The following is a 15,590-nucleotide window of genomic DNA, read 5'->3' on the forward strand; positions in this document are numbered from 1 at the left end:
CCTGCGTATGTTATATATTTAGGACTAGCCTATTCTGCCTAACCTATGAGACCGACACCCGCTATTTTGCTATTCCTATGGCTGGAAGTATTACTCACCATCAGCATCCCTCCTGCTTCTTTTGGACAAAATTCTTCCGCTGAAAAAAAAGCTCCGGCAGCTGGCAGGTATTTATATGTGGCTGTTCCCGGTATTCGCAACTACCTGGGCTATGGCGGCCATGGCATCCTCGTTTTTGATATAGCGAATGGACATAAATTCGTAAAGCGCATACCAACGCAAGGGCTCAGTAAAAATGGCAAACCCTCTAATGTTAAAGGCGTTGCTGTCAGTGTGCCGCTCAACAGTATATATATAAGCACTTTGGAAGCTCTTCAGCGAATAGATATTACTACTGAAAAAGTAATCTGGGAGAAACACTATGAGGGTGGTGCCGACCGCATGTCTATTTCACCGGATGGAAAAATTATGTACTTGCCTTCTCTGGAGAAAAACTTCTGGAATGTAGTGGACTGCGAAACTGGCGAAATTATAAAAAAGATTGACGTGTATAAACGGGCCCACAATACCATTTATGCTCCTTCAGGAAAAGAAGTATATTTAGCTGACATAGCCTCTCCCCTCCTGCACATAGCTGATCCTAAAACACATAGCATCGTTAGAAAAGTAGGACCTTTCGGAAATGGTATCCGTCCGTTCACCATTAATATTGCCGAGACGCTGGTTTTTGCCACCGTGGATAGCTTACTGGGATTTGAGGTGGGAGATTTAAAGACTGGCCAGGTACTAACCCGTATTGTAGTGGAAGGCTGGAACATGGGCCCAGTGAGGCGGCACGGTAATCCTAGTCATGGCATTGGCCTTACACCCGATGAAAAAGAAATATGGCTAGCCGATGGCCACAACATGCGTATGCATGTATTCAGTGCAGTTAAACCCTATCAACAACTGACTACCCTTCCGCTACAGGATATGCCCGGCTGGATCACGTTTAGTATGGATGGCCAGTATGCATATCCTTCCAGTGGAGAGGTGATTGAGGTAAAAACCCGGAAAACTTTACTGGTCTTGCAGGATGAGTTTTACAACAATGTAGCCAGCGAAAAGATGGTAGAAGTGCACCTTGCTGACCACAAAGCTGTAAAAGCAGGTGACCAATTTGGAATTGGCCGGGCTACCAGAAAAGTAGCGGTGAATTAGCCAGGGATACGCCACCTACTTACCTTACCGGAGCCTACATACGAAAGGTTCTGACAAACTCTCTGGTTCCGGGTAGTATACAGGTAATGCTTCGATAAACTTTATAGCAATCCTTGCGTAATGTAAGTATTGGTTATAGCTTTTCTTTCAACATTAACCAGTCTGACTATTACTGTTCATTTTTCGCTAACCCTATAACTTATATTTTATGGAACGTTATCTAGGAAAATACTCCGCTTATTTCTATGCTATTCTGCGTATTGTGTCAGGGATCATGTTTGCCATTCATGGCAGCCAGAAGTTATTTGGGGAGCCAGGCGGAAAAGATCCGGTAGAACTGTTCTCCATGATGGGTTTTGCCGGCGTTGTAGAATTAGTGGGTGGTTTGCTGATAGCTATAGGTTTGCTGACAAGTTATGCCGCATTTATTGCCAGCGGCCAGATGGCCGCTGCGTTTTTTATAGCACACGTTCCGCAGGGAATTATTCCAAACCTGAATGGTGGAGAACTGGCTGTACTTTACTGCTTCCTTTTTCTTTATATTGCCTCAGTTGGTTCGGGTATTTGGAGTGTGGATGGCAGAAGAAAAACTACCCTGCAATAAGTTTGCTAATATTTGGTTTATTTCCTTCTGCAGAAACAATTGCTTTCGGTGCAGAAATAGGGAATTACCCATGCTGGAAAGTCAGGCATTTTCCCCAGAATCGAATTTTGGTAGGTATATATGCTTAAACTTCCATCCTTCATTTTGTAACAGTTTACTTATCAGTTCTCTCCTTCTGGCGAACTGGTCATATAATTTCTTTCTATCCGCTTCTTCCTTTATAAGCCCAATACCTGCTTCTTGCAGCATGCCAAGCGTGGGCAATACCTTAGCTGTGTCAGAACTTTTTGTAAAATTATGGTCCAGTATTTTTAGATAATCCATAATGGCCTTCCGTAAGGGCATTATTGCCAGATTACCGGGCCTGTTTTCTTCCGGAATGTGCAAGAGTAATATAGTTAACGCTTCATCCAGCACAGCAATGCTGATAGCCGCGGATTTATATACGTTGGCACTATGAAAACTATATAAAACCGGATAAGCTAATAGTTGCTGGCTGTGGGTAATAATAATATCTGTTAAATCAGGCAGGTATTTTTCCAGCTGGTTGAAATTGCCTTTATCATACGTATTCAGGAGTAATTCCTGGGGCGTACTGCCTAAGATGAATATTTTTTTGCTAATCTTTTTCTTAAGTATGTCGGCAGAGAGCACAGGTAACATATAGGTAACGGCAGTAGTAATAAGCATAAATCCGGAGAAGGATAAGAAAACACTGAATAGTTGCCATATGTGTCCGGAAGCCTTAAAATCGCCGTTTCCCATGGTAGTTAGGGTATACCCTATGAAGTAAAGTTTTTCAATAGGTCCTGCTTTGGCATACGTGCTTGAATCTATCACGGAGGCGGGGTCGGATAGAATAATAAGTGTACTGCCTACCCATATACAGAGAAACCAGACGAATACAATTGTTCCGATGGTGAATATGCCTACATACTCTAACATTTTCTTAGAGCCATCTCCTCCACATAATCGTAAAGAAGCACGCCACATGCCTTTGGTAATTCCTTCTGTTAAGTACCCTGCTCCACTGGAAGAAAACGTAGTAAATGCCAAATCGCATAGTGTGCCAGTATACAGTAGTATGCCGGAGATCAGATAGAAGTAGTTCATAGGCAGGGAGGAAAGTAACATTAACTTATTCAGTAATAAATCGGTATACCTACACTATTTGTTTCAGGTAGCTTAAGTAGTTCGCCGGAACGTTACTACCAAAGGTTACAGAGTAAGCAGGTATTGGAGCCTTATAAGGTGTAAAGTACCCGATAATCTTTCCAAAACACAGGTTATGTTATCCCCAATCAAAGCATACCTAAAGCTAGATTTGAACAAAAAATAGCACCCATTCCGAGTGCATCCGATCCAGTAGTAACTTCTATGTATCTTCCGGTATTGGTCAATAAATGAATTTTATGTTAACAAATTGTTACTTACTGCGTTATTGACTATATGCTCCACTGGCCAACTGAGTAGTACAGGCAGAAACCCTAGTGGCATTTACCTCATTTTCAGGTCTTTATAATTTACATATCACATTCAGCTTTGCATACGCTTGTCTGCAAAGGTATATCTCTCTAGTTGTTTCTTTGTTTCACCGTTTATCACGCATTTTGTATTTTAATGTATCAACTTCTACTTAATCAATGCAAGGGACAGAAAAAATGGGTACGCTTAGTGCTTTTACCAGCCATTGTACTGTTGCTATTTGTGGCCTTGCTCAGTATGCATCTTGAGATACCTTTCAACCACTTTACCCGGGATCCGGCAGCTATCACAAACTCCAATCCCCTGTATGGGCTGTTATCAAATATTGGAATCCTGATCTGGTGTGCTTCGGCAACCTGCTGTTTTCTTACGTATACCATTAAAAGCAATTGGGGTTCTTCAAAAATCACAACTAATTTCTGGTTGGTTTCCGGGTTAATTACTTCTATGTTGTTGCTGGATGACCTGTTTATGCTCCATGAGGAGTTATTTCCTAACGTGCTGCAAATCCCTGAAAAAGCTATTCTAGCCAGTTATTTTATACTCATTGCTGCTTATCTGGTCAACTTTGGAAAAATCATCCTCAAAACCCGTTTCTTATTTCTGTTGCTTGCTTTTGGTTTGTTTGGAATTTCTGTTATAGCCGATATCTTGAATGCATTGCCTTTTCACTTTTTAATTGAGGATGGATCTAAATTTTTGGGAATCGTTAGCTGGGCTATTTACTTTACCACCAATAGTATGAAATCAATTAAAAGCGCTAGTATTTCTCAGAATAAAGAAAGAGCCGCCTCCTTAACAACCCAAAGTAATCTGTCGCTTTAATCAGGTTACTGGTAGTTAGCTTGAGGGAACCAGCAACTCTACTTGCTACGATCTGTTTCAGCGAGCAGCCTATCGTACGGATGCCCAAGCAAACGAATATTCGCCCTGGTAGTTAAATACTTTAGATAAACGAGTAAAGCAGCCCTACCGGGTTACTACAAATCAGCCAGAAATCCGCCTAGTACGTTCTTTCAGCAAATGAACTACCTGCTCCTGGGAAGGATAGCTATTATTTATATTCACCACATTCCTTGCCAGTACATCGTAGCGCTTTAACATTAAGTTGTAGAAAATGCCCAGAAAGTCTATTCCGTCAAAAACGATAGCCTGATTCTTTGCATACTCATTTGTGGTGCGTTGAAAATACACGGGGTGTTCCGTCCAGTGCATGTTAGGTTTTATATGATGGCTGATGTGGTAACCATCGTTCCAGCATTTTTTGTTGTACTTTACATTAATGCAAGTAATGCTGTTCTTGTAGGGGTTACCCGGATCAGAAGCATCAATGAAGGCATGTTGTGTCCAGTTGCCAAGCATGCTGATAAAACGGGAAATAAGAAAGGGCAACACAAAAACCACCAGGGTAGCTTGCCAATTAACAAAACTAAGGGCAATACATAAAATAAAAAAAGCCATCTCACCCATAATGGTGCTCATCAATAATTTTTTCCGGTTCTTTCTCAGAAAATAGGCTGACAGATGAAAAATTCCGGTAAAGAGAAAACTGGTAAAGTATTTGAGAAAACTGCGAAAACTGTCTCTCTGATAAAACATGGTACAGCTCTTATCTTCCGGCAGGTTGTTTTCCGGGTGGTGCATCCCTATATGGTGGCTGAAATAGGTTTCTGGTGTTTGCCCGAAAAAGGGGCTTAGTACCCAGGGAAGAAAATGATTGGCTTTGGCATACTGGTTCTTGAATAACTTCCGGTGGCAGGTACAATGCAGCATTAAGCCAAAAGGTCCTTTAAAATAAAAATTATTCAACACAAAATAGCCTACAGCCAGTAACCCCCACACCCAGCCATGTGCCACAGGTAAGTACAACAAAATTGCCAGGGGCACCAGGGTACAACTAATTTCAACAATCAGATACATGAAAGGAAGGTCTCGTTCATCGCGGATAAACTGGAGAAAAAACGTATCCATGGCTGAATACTTTTCTTTTTTTTGATAAACGGGGTCATTTATCTGAGCTAATAATTTCATCAGGTTACTTTAGGGTTACAAGTGATTTAATACTTTCCTTGCCAGGAATTTAATACAGCAATCTAACAATAGAGAAAAGTTGCAGGGATATTCTCACATTTGAAGGAGAGAGAATCTGAACACACTACTCAATACAACGAATTTTACAGGCAGACGTTGCTTAGAACTTCATAAGATAGGTCTAATTTATTGAGATTTACAACCGCCTTCTGGAAATTTTTTAAAACACTAACTAATTTACTGTTTGTTGCAGGAAAGTATGTTTGCAACTGTGTAAGCCAGGGATAGAATGCATAGCAGAAATCTACGAATTAGTCAGGCACAAGCCTGAAAGACCGGCTGCTGCCTGAAGAGTTGTACAGAGATACTACGAAAACCTGGAAATTAGCTATATTTGCACCCATATGCTAAGAAGACTAGTTAGCCTGTTATTTCTTCCGGCATTTATTCTGCTCATTTTCCCCGCAGAAAAAGAGGCATTACCAGCTACGGCTGATGCTGTTAAAACGGCCACAGTTATCTCTGGTACCTTATCTGCTAGGTCAGAAGCAAAAAGCCATTTTTCCTCGTTGCTCTATTTACTTCAACCGGAAGCAGTCGTGTTTCAGGCTGGTATTTTTCATTTCAGCAATCCGGAGTCTACTGGTTTGTTGCTGCTTATTTTCCTTCTATTCTGCCGGTTGCTAAAAACAGCTCAGCTTATTTTTCCGGTTCATTCAGTTCATGTCCGTAATCTTTTTTATACCCTTATTCTCATAAATGCTCCTTGAGTTGCCAGCCTGCAGAAGATAATTCTCCAGGACGCATGAACGGTGCTTATAAGGGCACTATTATTAACCTTTGCCAGCTTACTTGTTTAAGGGAGTTAGTCTGCTACTTGCCGGTAATTCCAGTAATACTGAGCGGTAATTGATGCTACTTTGTTAACAAAGCTGGTGTAGAATTATACAGGTATGTAGGTCAGTTACGCAATTGAGCTGGTTTTATGTGTATTTCATCAGAATTTTGGTTATTTTATTAGACTACTTGTACTTTCAACCACCAACCTTTACTCATGAATTTTACCTTTCAAGAAATATTACTGGGCTGCTCCATTTTGCTGTTTATCGGGATACTGGCAAGTAAAGCCTCGGGAAAAACAGGCTTACCGGTGTTGTTGCTATTCCTTAGTGTGGGTATGCTTGCCGGTTCAGATGGCATTGGAGGAATCTACTTTGATAATTATAAGGCAGCCGAATCGTTGGGAGCTATTTCACTAGCCTTAATTATTTTTTCAGGTGGTCTGGATACCAAATGGGAAAGTATAAAACCTATTTTATGGCGTGGCATCTCTTTATCAACTTTGAGTGTATTATTAACAGCCCTGGCCGTTGGTATTTTTGTCAGTCTGGTATCAGATTTTACGCTGCTGGAAGGTTTATTATTAGGATCTATCGTTTCCTCTACCGATGCGGCAGCAGTGTTCTCTATCCTCCGCACAAAAAATATTGGGTTAAAACGTAATCTCCGGCCTACACTAGAATTTGAGTCTGGCAGTAACGACCCCATGGCCTATTTTCTTACCGTAGGAATGACCGGATTACTTATTAGCCAGGACAGTTCGATTGCAACCCTGATTCCTTCTTTTTTTATACAAATGATTGTAGGCAGCGTAGGCGGTTTTTTGATGGGAAGAGTTTCTTTATGGATTATCAACCATATTAAACTGGAAAATGATGGACTTTATCCTGTACTAACACTAGCACTGGCGGTTCTAACGTTTGCCGGAACAAATTTCCTGAATGGGAATGGATTTTTAGCTATTTACATTGCAGGCATTGTGATGGGAAATAACAGTTTTATTCATAAGAAAAGCTTGATCCGGTTTTACGATGGTATTGCCTGGCTTATGCAAATTCTGTTGTTTATTACGCTGGGCCTGCTGGTATTTCCCAGGCAGATTGTGCCAGTCCTTGGCATAGGGTTGTTAATTTCTATGTTCCTTATTTTTGTGGCAAGGCCATTAAGTGTGTTTCTCAGCCTTGTTTTCTTCAGAATGTCGGTGCGGGAGAAAGTGTATATCTCCTGGGTAGGTTTACGCGGGGCTGTGCCCATAGTATTTGCAACCTATCCTTTGCTGGCAGGCGTAGAAAAAGCCGATGTCATGTTTCACATTGTTTTCCTGATTGTGCTTACCTCCGTTATTTTACAAGGTACCACATTAGGCATCGTAGCCAACTGGCTGCATTTGAGTGTACCGGAAAAACTTCGAAAAAAATCGGCTCTGGAGCTGGAATTAGCGGATAACGAAAAAAATGCATTAACCGAAGTGCAAATTCCTTCGCATAGCAAAGCCGTAGGCAAAACTATTGTGGGGCTAAACTTTCCGAAAACTTCGTTGATTGTGATGATCAAACGGGGAGGTAGCTATATTACGCCTAATGGGGCTACAGAGATTAAGCAAGGCGATACTATGCTGATAATGTCTGCTGATGAACAGGAAATAGACAAAGTACACCAGGTGCTCGACATTGCCTAAATTACCTACAGAAAAAGGTAAGCGATACTATTTAAGATACCTAGGGCTTTAATCATTAAAATTAATTATCTCAAAGGGTTATGCTTTCTACGGCATTTTTATACCCCTGCTTAGCCAAACAACAAAGCCAGTTGGCCTTGTTGTTTGGCTACTATATATAGCTGCAAAATTGTTCAATGTTTACTAACTATCCAGGTAATTAGAGTCCCCAGGTAACGCCAACAGAAGCAAAGTTAATCCAGTTGAAATTGTAGTTACTTTCTATATTTACGCCCCCTTCCAAAACACGGTAGCCTGCTTTAAGCGACAATTGATCTGTAAAAGGAAGATGAATGCCTCCAAAAATATCAAAGGCACGGCCTTCCGTAAAAGGCGGCAAGGCCAACCCATCTCCTTCCAGCAGCAGTCCAAACCGCTTAGTTGGGAGCCAGTTCACATATAAATTAATCAAAGGCACCGGACCTACATTAGCTCTTTCTGCTTTTGCTTGTCCATTATCCAGGATAATGCTGGCATCGCGTATCTTGGCTGTAATACCGGCTCCTATCAGAAGTTTTTCTTTTCTGATAAAATTATACCGGTAAGTCAAGCGGTATGAATTGAATGTATACTGCACCTTCAGATCTCTGGTATTTTCGAATGTTGTACCCTGGAAGCTAATTGGTTGGCCTGGATTTCCATTAGATACTGACTCGATGGTGAGTGGTGCAAAAAGTCCGGTAATGGTATGCCGTTCATTCAGGGTAATACCTGCTCTGAGCCGGTAAAACCATTTCGGGTTGGTAGTAAATCCAGGACCAAACACATCGAAGGTTGTGCCCCCATTGCCCGGAACGCGTATTTCATTATAAGGACCTTTAAATGCGGCTCCGGTTTCTACGTCCAGTACGAATGTAGTTTGAGCCATGCCCTGATGGCACACCAGGAAAAATGCCAACATACCTAAAATTCTTTTTGCATGGTTTGTCAATAGGTGGTTTACTTTTTCTTTCTTCATAGATGGTTTTATAATTGGTTGAAAAATCAACAGAAATGGTCGTTAAAATTCCAGAATGAAGCCTAGCGTAGGCAGCACGGTAGCATCTTCATTATCTAAAATTAACGGAATAGCATTAGAGCCGTTGCTCTGCAAGGGCAAGCCATCCGTAGTGGCAAAACCAGTATTATCTTCGGTACGTGTGAATGTATATTGAGGCAACGCCGGTCCAACTACCAGAAATGCATTCTGTACATCCAGGTATAGGTCTAAAGTAAGTCTTTTAAAATTCCATTTCTTATCTATACGGAAGTCGAACTGGTTAAAGGCTTTGAGCCGTTCCGTATTCAGGCGGCTATAGTCCAGAATACCACTTCCTAAAGAAGCATAGTTTAGCTGGGAAGCTTGTAAGTCAAACGGAGTATAGGGGGCTCCGCCGGCAAAGCGGTACTTGGCGCCTACTTCCCATCCCCGGCCCAATTTATAGCCCAAAATAGCAGATACCAGGTGGCGGTTATCCCAGGCAGAAGGAATATACTTGGAAGCATCTAATCCGGTAAATTCACTGCGGACGAAGGTGTAAGAAAACACAGCAAATAAATTTTTCGTAAGCTTTTGCTGAAAGAAAAACTCCAGTCCATAAGCCCGTCCTTTGCCCAGGCTTGCCACTTCCTCATTTCCAATAGCTCCGAATTCTGTACCCTGGTTTGCCAGGGAAATACCATCCCGTACAGATACCGGATAATTTCCATATTGTTTATAAAAGCCTTCCAGCGTAAAGCGGGTAGAAGTGGTAGGTAAATACTCAAGCCCGGCTACATAATGGTCTGAGAGAATGTATTTACTGTCTTTATTTACATAATTTCCGGCCGCGTCCTGATAGCCGAGAATCGTATAAATAGGCGTTTTATAGTACCGCCCAATGGATGCATTCAGTTTCCAGCGGTCAGACACGGCATAAGAAGCCGATACCCTGGGTGATAGTGTCTCAACTGGATTCAGGCCAGTGGATGTAAAAGAGTTCATATCAGACCGAATGCCAAACGAGAGGTTCAGCCGGTCTTGCAAAAAACTTCTGGATACCTGGCCAAAAACGCCAAACCGGAAAAAATCAATACCTGTATTAAAGTTTATAGCTATACCTGGCTGGATCACTTGCCCATTTTCATCGGTTATTTCTCTGCGGATTTTGCTGAACAGGTCATTAGAATATTTTACATATTGCCCTACCCCTCCGAATGAATATTTCCATCCGCCGGTAAATTTGTTTACATCTACCCGAAGCTTATTTTCAATCTCCTGCGACCGGCTTTTTAGTAAGCGGCGGCTCTCATCTTCCTCTTGGGCATCTTCAAACCTGTCCAGGCTATTATCGAACATATTCCGGCTCAGCGCTACATTAATAAACCCATTCCTGATCAGGTGTTTCAGGCCAAAACCCACTGTATAGTTCCATTGATTAATCAACGGATTAGACCGGATGGCGTATTCTTTTTCAGGAGTGCTTTCTTTGGGTACCGCAAATTTAAATTCATCAATAGCGCCAATTCCGATGGCTGTCAAGGTAGTTTTATTGCTAAACTTGTGAGTTACCTTATATTGAAAATCCCAGTAATTGGGACGTATAGGCAAATCAATAACCTGAAAAAGCAATTGCAGGTATGAGCGGCGGGCAGAGGCCAGAAACGTAGTTTTTGGCCCGGCCGGACCTTCTACCGTAGCAGCCAGTTCTGTAGCACTTAAGCGTAAATTACCCTGGTAGCGGTCTGGATTCCCTTCGCGTTGTTTAAACTGAAAAACAGAAGCCAGGGCATTGTCAAACCTGGCATCAAAAGCACTGGAACTGAGGGTAACATCTTCAATAAACGATACATTCAGGATACCTTGCGGCCCCCCGGCACTGCCCTGCGTAGAGAAATGATTAATAACTGGTATTTCTATGCCATCCAGGTAATACACATTTTCATTAGGCGCACCTCCCCGGATAATAATATCATTCCGGAAACCCGAGCCGGTTCCTCCGCTTCCACCTACGCCCGGCAATGCCTGTACCACTCTGGAAATATCAAAGTTTCCTCCGGGATTACTCTTAATCTCTTCACTAGATAAGTTCTGAATAGACAAGGGAGTTTCCGGTGTTGCTACCCGAACAGATTTATTAAAAGTAACAGTAACTTCATCCAGCTGAGTTTCTTCTGGTTCTAATTCAAAATTGAGAGTGGTGGCATTACCCGACGTAATGACGATATTGAATTTTGTTAAAGGGGCATATCCGATATATGAGGCTTTTATATTGTAGCTTCCAGTGGGAATGTTATCTATACGGAATCTTCCCTCAGCATCGGTGGCCGAGCCAATGGGTGGATTGGTGCCTTCCAGTTGAAGCGATACGCCAATGAGTAGTTCTTGCGTATTTCTATCTCTGACGATACCTGTTAACCTGCCTTTATTTTGTGCGAGTACTAATCCGCTACATAGAAGGAGGATAATTGTAAAAAATTGTCTCATATAGTATGTTATCGTAATATTTTTTTCAAATATTATCTAATAACAGCTAATCGTCTCAATTGTTTATAAAAAATATCTTTAGGCGCAGGGTTTTTACTTGTCGTTTTTTTGCCTATCCAAGGCACGTTTAATTATTTCTATCATGTATTCTTTTTCAACTGTAGTACAGCATCCAAAAAGAGCTAAACTAAATAAATCTACTCTTTGCAAATAAGAAGGATGATTTGCTGTAACAGGTGTCTTTGAACTAAATATTTCAGATTCATTGTGCTGGATAGGCATAAATAGTTTGGTAAACTGTAAACAATTGACGTTTTTTTAGCTTATCTACAAAGAATAAGCGGATATATGCTTAAAATAGGTTTTCTATAATACAAGCAATCTGCGAATTAGGTATATATTTTATAAATCAATTTTTATATATAATACTATATTATACTAATATATATAAAATATAACAATAAAATACGATTTATATATAGAATTTTTTTGTGGTGTAGGGCAAAACTTACCTGCCTTACTTTACAGTTTAAAAACATACGAGGAAAAGCATACAATGAAATATACATTAGTGAAACAATTAATAGAACTCGCTGAGCAATACGAATCCGAAAACCCTGAAAACTCATCGCAAAATCTGGTGGATTTCACTGCCTGGTTAAATGGTCAACTGATGCAAAAAAAGCCAGGCGATACTAAAATGGCTGGACGACTTATTACACCTTATGAAACCGTAGAGTCTGTTCTGGGAAAACTTATTACTTTCCTCTACCGCTATGCCCGTATCTACAGCAAAAAAAGCCTGGAAAATACCCCTCTGATAACGCCTGATGATTTTACTTACTTGGCTATCGTATTTAGCCGGGGTAGTATGACTAAAATGGAAGTGATTGAATCTCATATGCAGGAGAAAACAACTGGTATGGAAATACTCAAGCGTTTACTGAAAAATGGCTTAATAGAGCAATACGATGACGAAACAGATAAGCGCAGCAAAAGATTGGTAGTAACGCAAAAAGGGCAACAAGTATTGATGGGAATTTTTCCCAGCATGGGGTATGTAGCTTCTCTGATTTCAGGAAATCTGACAACGGAAGAAAAAATGCAACTGGTTTATCTACTCAACAAACTACATCTGTTTCATCAGAATATCTATCAGGAAAGCCGCTACCAGCATCCGGAAGACATACTAAAAGAAAGACTACCGGATAAATACAATACCTGATAGACTTGCTATACCTAACATATTACCTACCATTACTTAGAACGGATGGCAATAACCGGGTCTAGGCGGGAAGCTACAAAGGCAGGCACAATACCAGAAATGATTCCGATAATACTGGCTAAAATGAGGCCTATCAATATATTTTTGAAAGACAATATTATTTCCAGACTGCCTAGTGGGATAAATGTTAACAAGTAAACAATCAGAATGCCAACACCTCCGCCAAATAGGCACAGAAAAACAGCTTCGAATAAAAATTGAAAAAGAATAAAGTAATTTTTGGCTCCCAGCGATTTTTGAATACCAATAATATTGGTTCTTTCTTTTACAGACACAAACATAATATTGGCAATACCAAAGCCGCCAACTAAAATTGAGAAAATACTAATTACGCCACCTGCCACGGTTAATACCCCAAATACAGAAGTTATGGCATTTCCGGCCATTTCAGGCCTGTTTAAGGCAAAATTATCTTCCTGAGCAGGTTTCAATCCCCGGATTGAGCGCATTAATCCGGTAATTTCAGATTCCAACTCAATTAAACCTTCATCATTTTCCAGACCTTTTATAGCGATCACCGGCTGTGACCATTTCGTCGTATACATCTTGCTGAATACCCCATACGGTACAAAACATGTATTGTCCATATCCGGGCCACCCAGGATGCTGTTGCCTTGTTTTTCTATTACACCAACTACCGAAAAACGCAGCCCTTTAATTTTTAACGTTTTACCGATAGGGTCCTGGTTAGGGAATAAAGACTCAGCTATATTATTGCCAATAATGGTTACATCTCTTGCGGCATCGGCTTCCTGCCCGGTAAAATACCGGCCATTTACAATTTTCATTTCAGTGATGATGTTGTAATCGTAGGAAACTCCCCATACATTCCCTCCTTCCAGGCTGTTGTTTTGATTTTTCAGTGTGACCCCTCCTTTTCCATCAAATATGGCAACCCCCCGCTGCATTTCCAGATTCCGTTGCAAAAACCGGTAATCGCGGATACCAGGTACCGGCCGGTTCACGTATTTCCACCAGGGGTAATTAGGCCCAAAAGACCAGGGAAACTTCTGCACGTAAATTACTTTATCGCCCAGGAAGGCCATGCTCTGCCGGATATTCCTCTCTAATGAATCAATAATGGTAAATACAGCAATAATGGCAAATATCCCAACCGTTACCCCTAGCAAAGACAATATTGTGCGCAGCAAATTACTTTTTAAGGCCTGCAAAGCAAATCGGAAACTTTCAAAAATTAACTGTATATAGATCATGATCAGATGATGGCAGTTGCTATTTTTTACCGGCTAAGCAAGAAGGCAAAACTTACCTGGTTCTTGCAAAATTCACCAGACACAGCGGCTACCAGAAGCCGCTATAGTAGCTACTTTTTGTTTGATGAAAATAGTAAAATCATTGAGTTTTATCAATTAAACTTTGATGAATAAGCCTCTGAAAGGTTGAACGGTAGATTAAGTAGCTAGCTATTTTGTACTGGAATGTATTTTATCCTAGAATTATTTGTTTTTATCTAAAGAATACCTATTTTCATCTAATAAATCTGAAAGCAACCATTTTAATGTACTATTTTTACATCGTAAGAATAACGATAGTAATCTTTAGAGCTGGTTGAACAAAGATTATTTATTACGTTTTTCTTTCCATAGCTGGTTGAAGGATCTTGGGGGTAAGACTGGCGTAACCCGCCGTCTTCCCCAGGTATCTTTAAAGAGAACCTTCAACGCTAAATTCTTAAAGCCAGCACCCGCCAAATTCATCAATCTCCTGCTTTTCATTGCTTTTGCCCACATTTTAAAGCCAACAGCTTCTGATTTATCATGTAAGCCTTCTTCTACACTTTGGCGTCTGTTCAATAATAATAAATTATGTATGTCTATGCGTACCGGACATACAGCACTGCAATTACCACATAAAGAACTAGCATAGCTCAAATGCTTATATTCTTTCATGCCTGCTAGATGCGGTGTAATAACCGATCCGATAGGGCCACTGTAAGTAGTATCATAGGTATGCCCTCCAATATTTTTATATACTGGACAAGCATTGAGGCAAGCCCCACAACGGATACAATTCAGTGCCTGGCGTTTATCTGGCTCATTCAGCAGGTTAGTCCGGCCGTTGTCCAATAGTATTACATACATTTCCTCAGGGCCATCCGTTTCATCTTTTTGCCTGGGTCCGGTAACCACAGAACTGTAGTTAGTTACCTGCTGCCCAGTACCACTAGTCGCCAGCAAGGGCCAGAACAAATCTAAATCATGAATGCTGGGAATTACCTTCTCAATGCCGATAATGGCAATATGAGTTTTAGGGAAAGAAACAGTCAACCTGGCATTGCCCTCATTTTCAGTAAGGGCTATCCCCCCTACATCTGCTACAATAAAATTACCCCCGGTGATACCGATTCCGGCTTCTGTATATTTCTCCCTCAGCAAACGGCGGGCAATCATGGTAAGTTCCTGGGCATCGTCGGTGCGGGCAGTTTTGAGCTTTGTAAAAAATATTTCAGAAATATCTTTTTTGGATAGGTGCATGGCAGGCGTTACAATATGATATGGCCGCTGCCCTGCCAGCTGAACAATATATTCGCCTAAATCCGTTTCCACCGCTTCAATCCCATTCTGCTCCAAATGTTCATTTAAATGAATTTCTTCGGTTGTCATGGATTTGGATTTGACTACCATACGGGCTTTTTTCTTTTCGAAAATGGCTAGTATTTCTTTGATAGCTTCCTCTTTTGTTTCGGCCCAGATTACCTTCCCTCCTCTTTTCGTGAAATTTTCTTCGAACTGCAACAGGTATTTGTCCAGATTTTCAACACTCTGTGTTTTAATATACGATGCCCGGCTGCGGGCCAGTTCATGATCGGTGTACTGGCCTAAACCTAATTTAACAGCTGCATTGTATTTACCAATATTAAAATTAATGGTCGTGCGGTGTTTCAAATCAAAGGCTTTGTTCTCGGCAGCGGTCTGAAAAATTTCGGCGGTTTTCATATCGTGGTTTTATAAACTGATTTACT

At 41.0% G+C, this 15,590-nt stretch carries 14 protein-coding genes; 7 read left to right on the forward strand and 7 right to left on the reverse strand.

What is annotated here, in order from left to right:
- The first annotated feature begins 45 nt into the window (after positions 1-45).
- Both Q0590_RS17560 and Q0590_RS17565 read left to right on the forward strand, forming a co-directional pair.
- Entirely contained in the window at positions 46-1,200 is a 1,155-nt protein-coding gene (locus Q0590_RS17560; protein WP_302038889.1) for a YncE family protein, read from the forward strand.
- Positions 1,201-1,408: 208 nt separating this feature from the next.
- Positions 1,409-1,804 (forward strand): DoxX family protein, encoded by a 396-nt coding sequence (locus tag Q0590_RS17565; RefSeq protein WP_302038890.1) that lies wholly within the window; start codon positions 1,409-1,411, stop codon positions 1,802-1,804.
- Between the two features lie 81 nt (positions 1,805-1,885).
- Here Q0590_RS17565 and Q0590_RS17570 read toward each other — a convergent pair whose 3' ends face one another.
- Positions 1,886-2,917 carry a potassium channel family protein gene (locus tag Q0590_RS17570; RefSeq protein WP_302038891.1) on the reverse strand — a complete coding sequence of 344 codons (1,032 nt, stop codon included), beginning with the start codon at positions 2,915-2,917 and terminating at the stop codon, positions 1,886-1,888.
- Positions 2,918-3,424: 507 nt separating this feature from the next.
- Here Q0590_RS17570 and Q0590_RS17575 point away from each other — a divergent pair.
- Complete coding sequence (locus tag Q0590_RS17575; RefSeq protein ID WP_378410456.1) at positions 3,425-4,114, forward strand: DUF8692 domain-containing protein; 690 nt, start codon at positions 3,425-3,427, stop codon at positions 4,112-4,114.
- 162 nt (positions 4,115-4,276) lie between these two features.
- Here Q0590_RS17575 and Q0590_RS17580 read toward each other — a convergent pair whose 3' ends face one another.
- Positions 4,277-5,320, reverse strand: a complete 1,044-nt coding sequence (locus Q0590_RS17580; protein WP_302038893.1) for a fatty acid desaturase family protein — start codon at positions 5,318-5,320, stop codon at positions 4,277-4,279.
- A 404-nt stretch (positions 5,321-5,724) separates the two neighbouring features.
- Here Q0590_RS17580 and Q0590_RS17585 point away from each other — a divergent pair, with 404 nt between their 5' ends.
- Both Q0590_RS17585 and Q0590_RS17590 read left to right on the forward strand, forming a co-directional pair.
- Positions 5,725-6,090: a hypothetical protein gene (locus Q0590_RS17585; RefSeq protein WP_302038894.1), complete on the forward strand. Its 366-nt coding sequence runs from the start codon at positions 5,725-5,727 to the stop codon at positions 6,088-6,090.
- Between the two features lie 284 nt (positions 6,091-6,374).
- Positions 6,375-7,838, forward strand: a complete 1,464-nt coding sequence (locus Q0590_RS17590) for a potassium/proton antiporter (protein WP_302038895.1) — start codon at positions 6,375-6,377, stop codon at positions 7,836-7,838.
- Positions 7,839-8,037: 199 nt separating this feature from the next.
- Here Q0590_RS17590 and Q0590_RS17595 read toward each other — a convergent pair whose 3' ends face one another.
- From Q0590_RS17595 to Q0590_RS17605, 3 genes are all read right to left on the reverse strand, one after another.
- Positions 8,038-8,835, reverse strand: coding sequence for a porin family protein (locus tag Q0590_RS17595; RefSeq protein ID WP_302038896.1), 798 nt, complete (start codon positions 8,833-8,835; stop codon positions 8,038-8,040).
- Between the two features lie 42 nt (positions 8,836-8,877).
- Positions 8,878-11,322 (reverse strand): TonB-dependent receptor, encoded by a 2,445-nt coding sequence (locus Q0590_RS17600; RefSeq protein WP_302038897.1) that lies wholly within the window; start codon positions 11,320-11,322, stop codon positions 8,878-8,880.
- A 93-nt stretch (positions 11,323-11,415) separates the two neighbouring features.
- Positions 11,416-11,604, reverse strand: coding sequence for a hypothetical protein (locus Q0590_RS17605; protein ID WP_302038898.1), 189 nt, complete (start codon positions 11,602-11,604; stop codon positions 11,416-11,418).
- A 274-nt stretch (positions 11,605-11,878) separates the two neighbouring features.
- On the opposite strand from Q0590_RS17605, the gene Q0590_RS17610 reads away from it, so the two are divergent.
- Entirely contained in the window at positions 11,879-12,547 is a 669-nt protein-coding gene (locus tag Q0590_RS17610; RefSeq protein WP_302038899.1) for a MarR family winged helix-turn-helix transcriptional regulator, read from the forward strand.
- A 32-nt stretch (positions 12,548-12,579) separates the two neighbouring features.
- Here the strand turns inward: Q0590_RS17610 and Q0590_RS17615 are convergent, their stop codons facing one another.
- Entirely contained in the window at positions 12,580-13,821 is a 1,242-nt protein-coding gene (locus tag Q0590_RS17615) for an ABC transporter permease (RefSeq protein ID WP_302038900.1), read from the reverse strand.
- A gap of 6 nt (positions 13,822-13,827) precedes the next feature.
- Between Q0590_RS17615 and Q0590_RS17620 the strand changes: the two genes are divergently transcribed.
- The gene (locus tag Q0590_RS17620) at positions 13,828-13,995 is read left to right on the forward strand and encodes a hypothetical protein (RefSeq protein WP_302038901.1); all 168 of its coding nucleotides are present in this window, start codon (positions 13,828-13,830) and stop codon (positions 13,993-13,995) included.
- 192 nt (positions 13,996-14,187) lie between these two features.
- Here Q0590_RS17620 and Q0590_RS17625 read toward each other — a convergent pair whose 3' ends face one another.
- Positions 14,188-15,564, reverse strand: coding sequence for a LutB/LldF family L-lactate oxidation iron-sulfur protein (locus Q0590_RS17625; RefSeq protein WP_302038902.1), 1,377 nt, complete (start codon positions 15,562-15,564; stop codon positions 14,188-14,190).
- Between the last annotated feature and the right edge of the window lie 26 nt (positions 15,565-15,590).

Source organism: Rhodocytophaga aerolata (assembly GCF_030503435.1).
Classification (GTDB): domain Bacteria; phylum Bacteroidota; class Bacteroidia; order Cytophagales; family 172606-1; genus Rhodocytophaga; species Rhodocytophaga aerolata.

Coding starts and splice junctions, on each gene's coding strand:
- Q0590_RS17585 (WP_302038894.1), top strand. CDS start 5,725: ATGCTAAGAAGACTAGTTAGCCTGTTATTTCTTCCGGCATTTATTCTG.
- Q0590_RS17610 (WP_302038899.1), top strand. CDS start 11,879: ATGAAATATACATTAGTGAAACAATTAATAGAACTCGCTGAGCAATAC.
- Q0590_RS17575 (WP_378410456.1), top strand. CDS start 3,425: ATGTATCAACTTCTACTTAATCAATGCAAGGGACAGAAAAAATGGGTA.
- Q0590_RS17580 (WP_302038893.1), bottom strand. CDS start 5,320: ATGAAATTATTAGCTCAGATAAATGACCCCGTTTATCAAAAAAAAGAA.
- Q0590_RS17565 (WP_302038890.1), top strand. CDS start 1,409: ATGGAACGTTATCTAGGAAAATACTCCGCTTATTTCTATGCTATTCTG.
- Q0590_RS17615 (WP_302038900.1), bottom strand. CDS start 13,821: ATGATCTATATACAGTTAATTTTTGAAAGTTTCCGATTTGCTTTGCAG.
- Q0590_RS17560 (WP_302038889.1), top strand. CDS start 46: ATGAGACCGACACCCGCTATTTTGCTATTCCTATGGCTGGAAGTATTA.
- Q0590_RS17600 (WP_302038897.1), bottom strand. CDS start 11,322: ATGAGACAATTTTTTACAATTATCCTCCTTCTATGTAGCGGATTAGTA.
- Q0590_RS17625 (WP_302038902.1), bottom strand. CDS start 15,564: ATGAAAACCGCCGAAATTTTTCAGACCGCTGCCGAGAACAAAGCCTTT.
- Q0590_RS17605 (WP_302038898.1), bottom strand. CDS start 11,604: ATGCCTATCCAGCACAATGAATCTGAAATATTTAGTTCAAAGACACCT.
- Q0590_RS17620 (WP_302038901.1), top strand. CDS start 13,828: ATGATGGCAGTTGCTATTTTTTACCGGCTAAGCAAGAAGGCAAAACTT.
- Q0590_RS17590 (WP_302038895.1), top strand. CDS start 6,375: ATGAATTTTACCTTTCAAGAAATATTACTGGGCTGCTCCATTTTGCTG.
- Q0590_RS17570 (WP_302038891.1), bottom strand. CDS start 2,917: ATGAACTACTTCTATCTGATCTCCGGCATACTACTGTATACTGGCACA.
- Q0590_RS17595 (WP_302038896.1), bottom strand. CDS start 8,835: ATGAAGAAAGAAAAAGTAAACCACCTATTGACAAACCATGCAAAAAGA.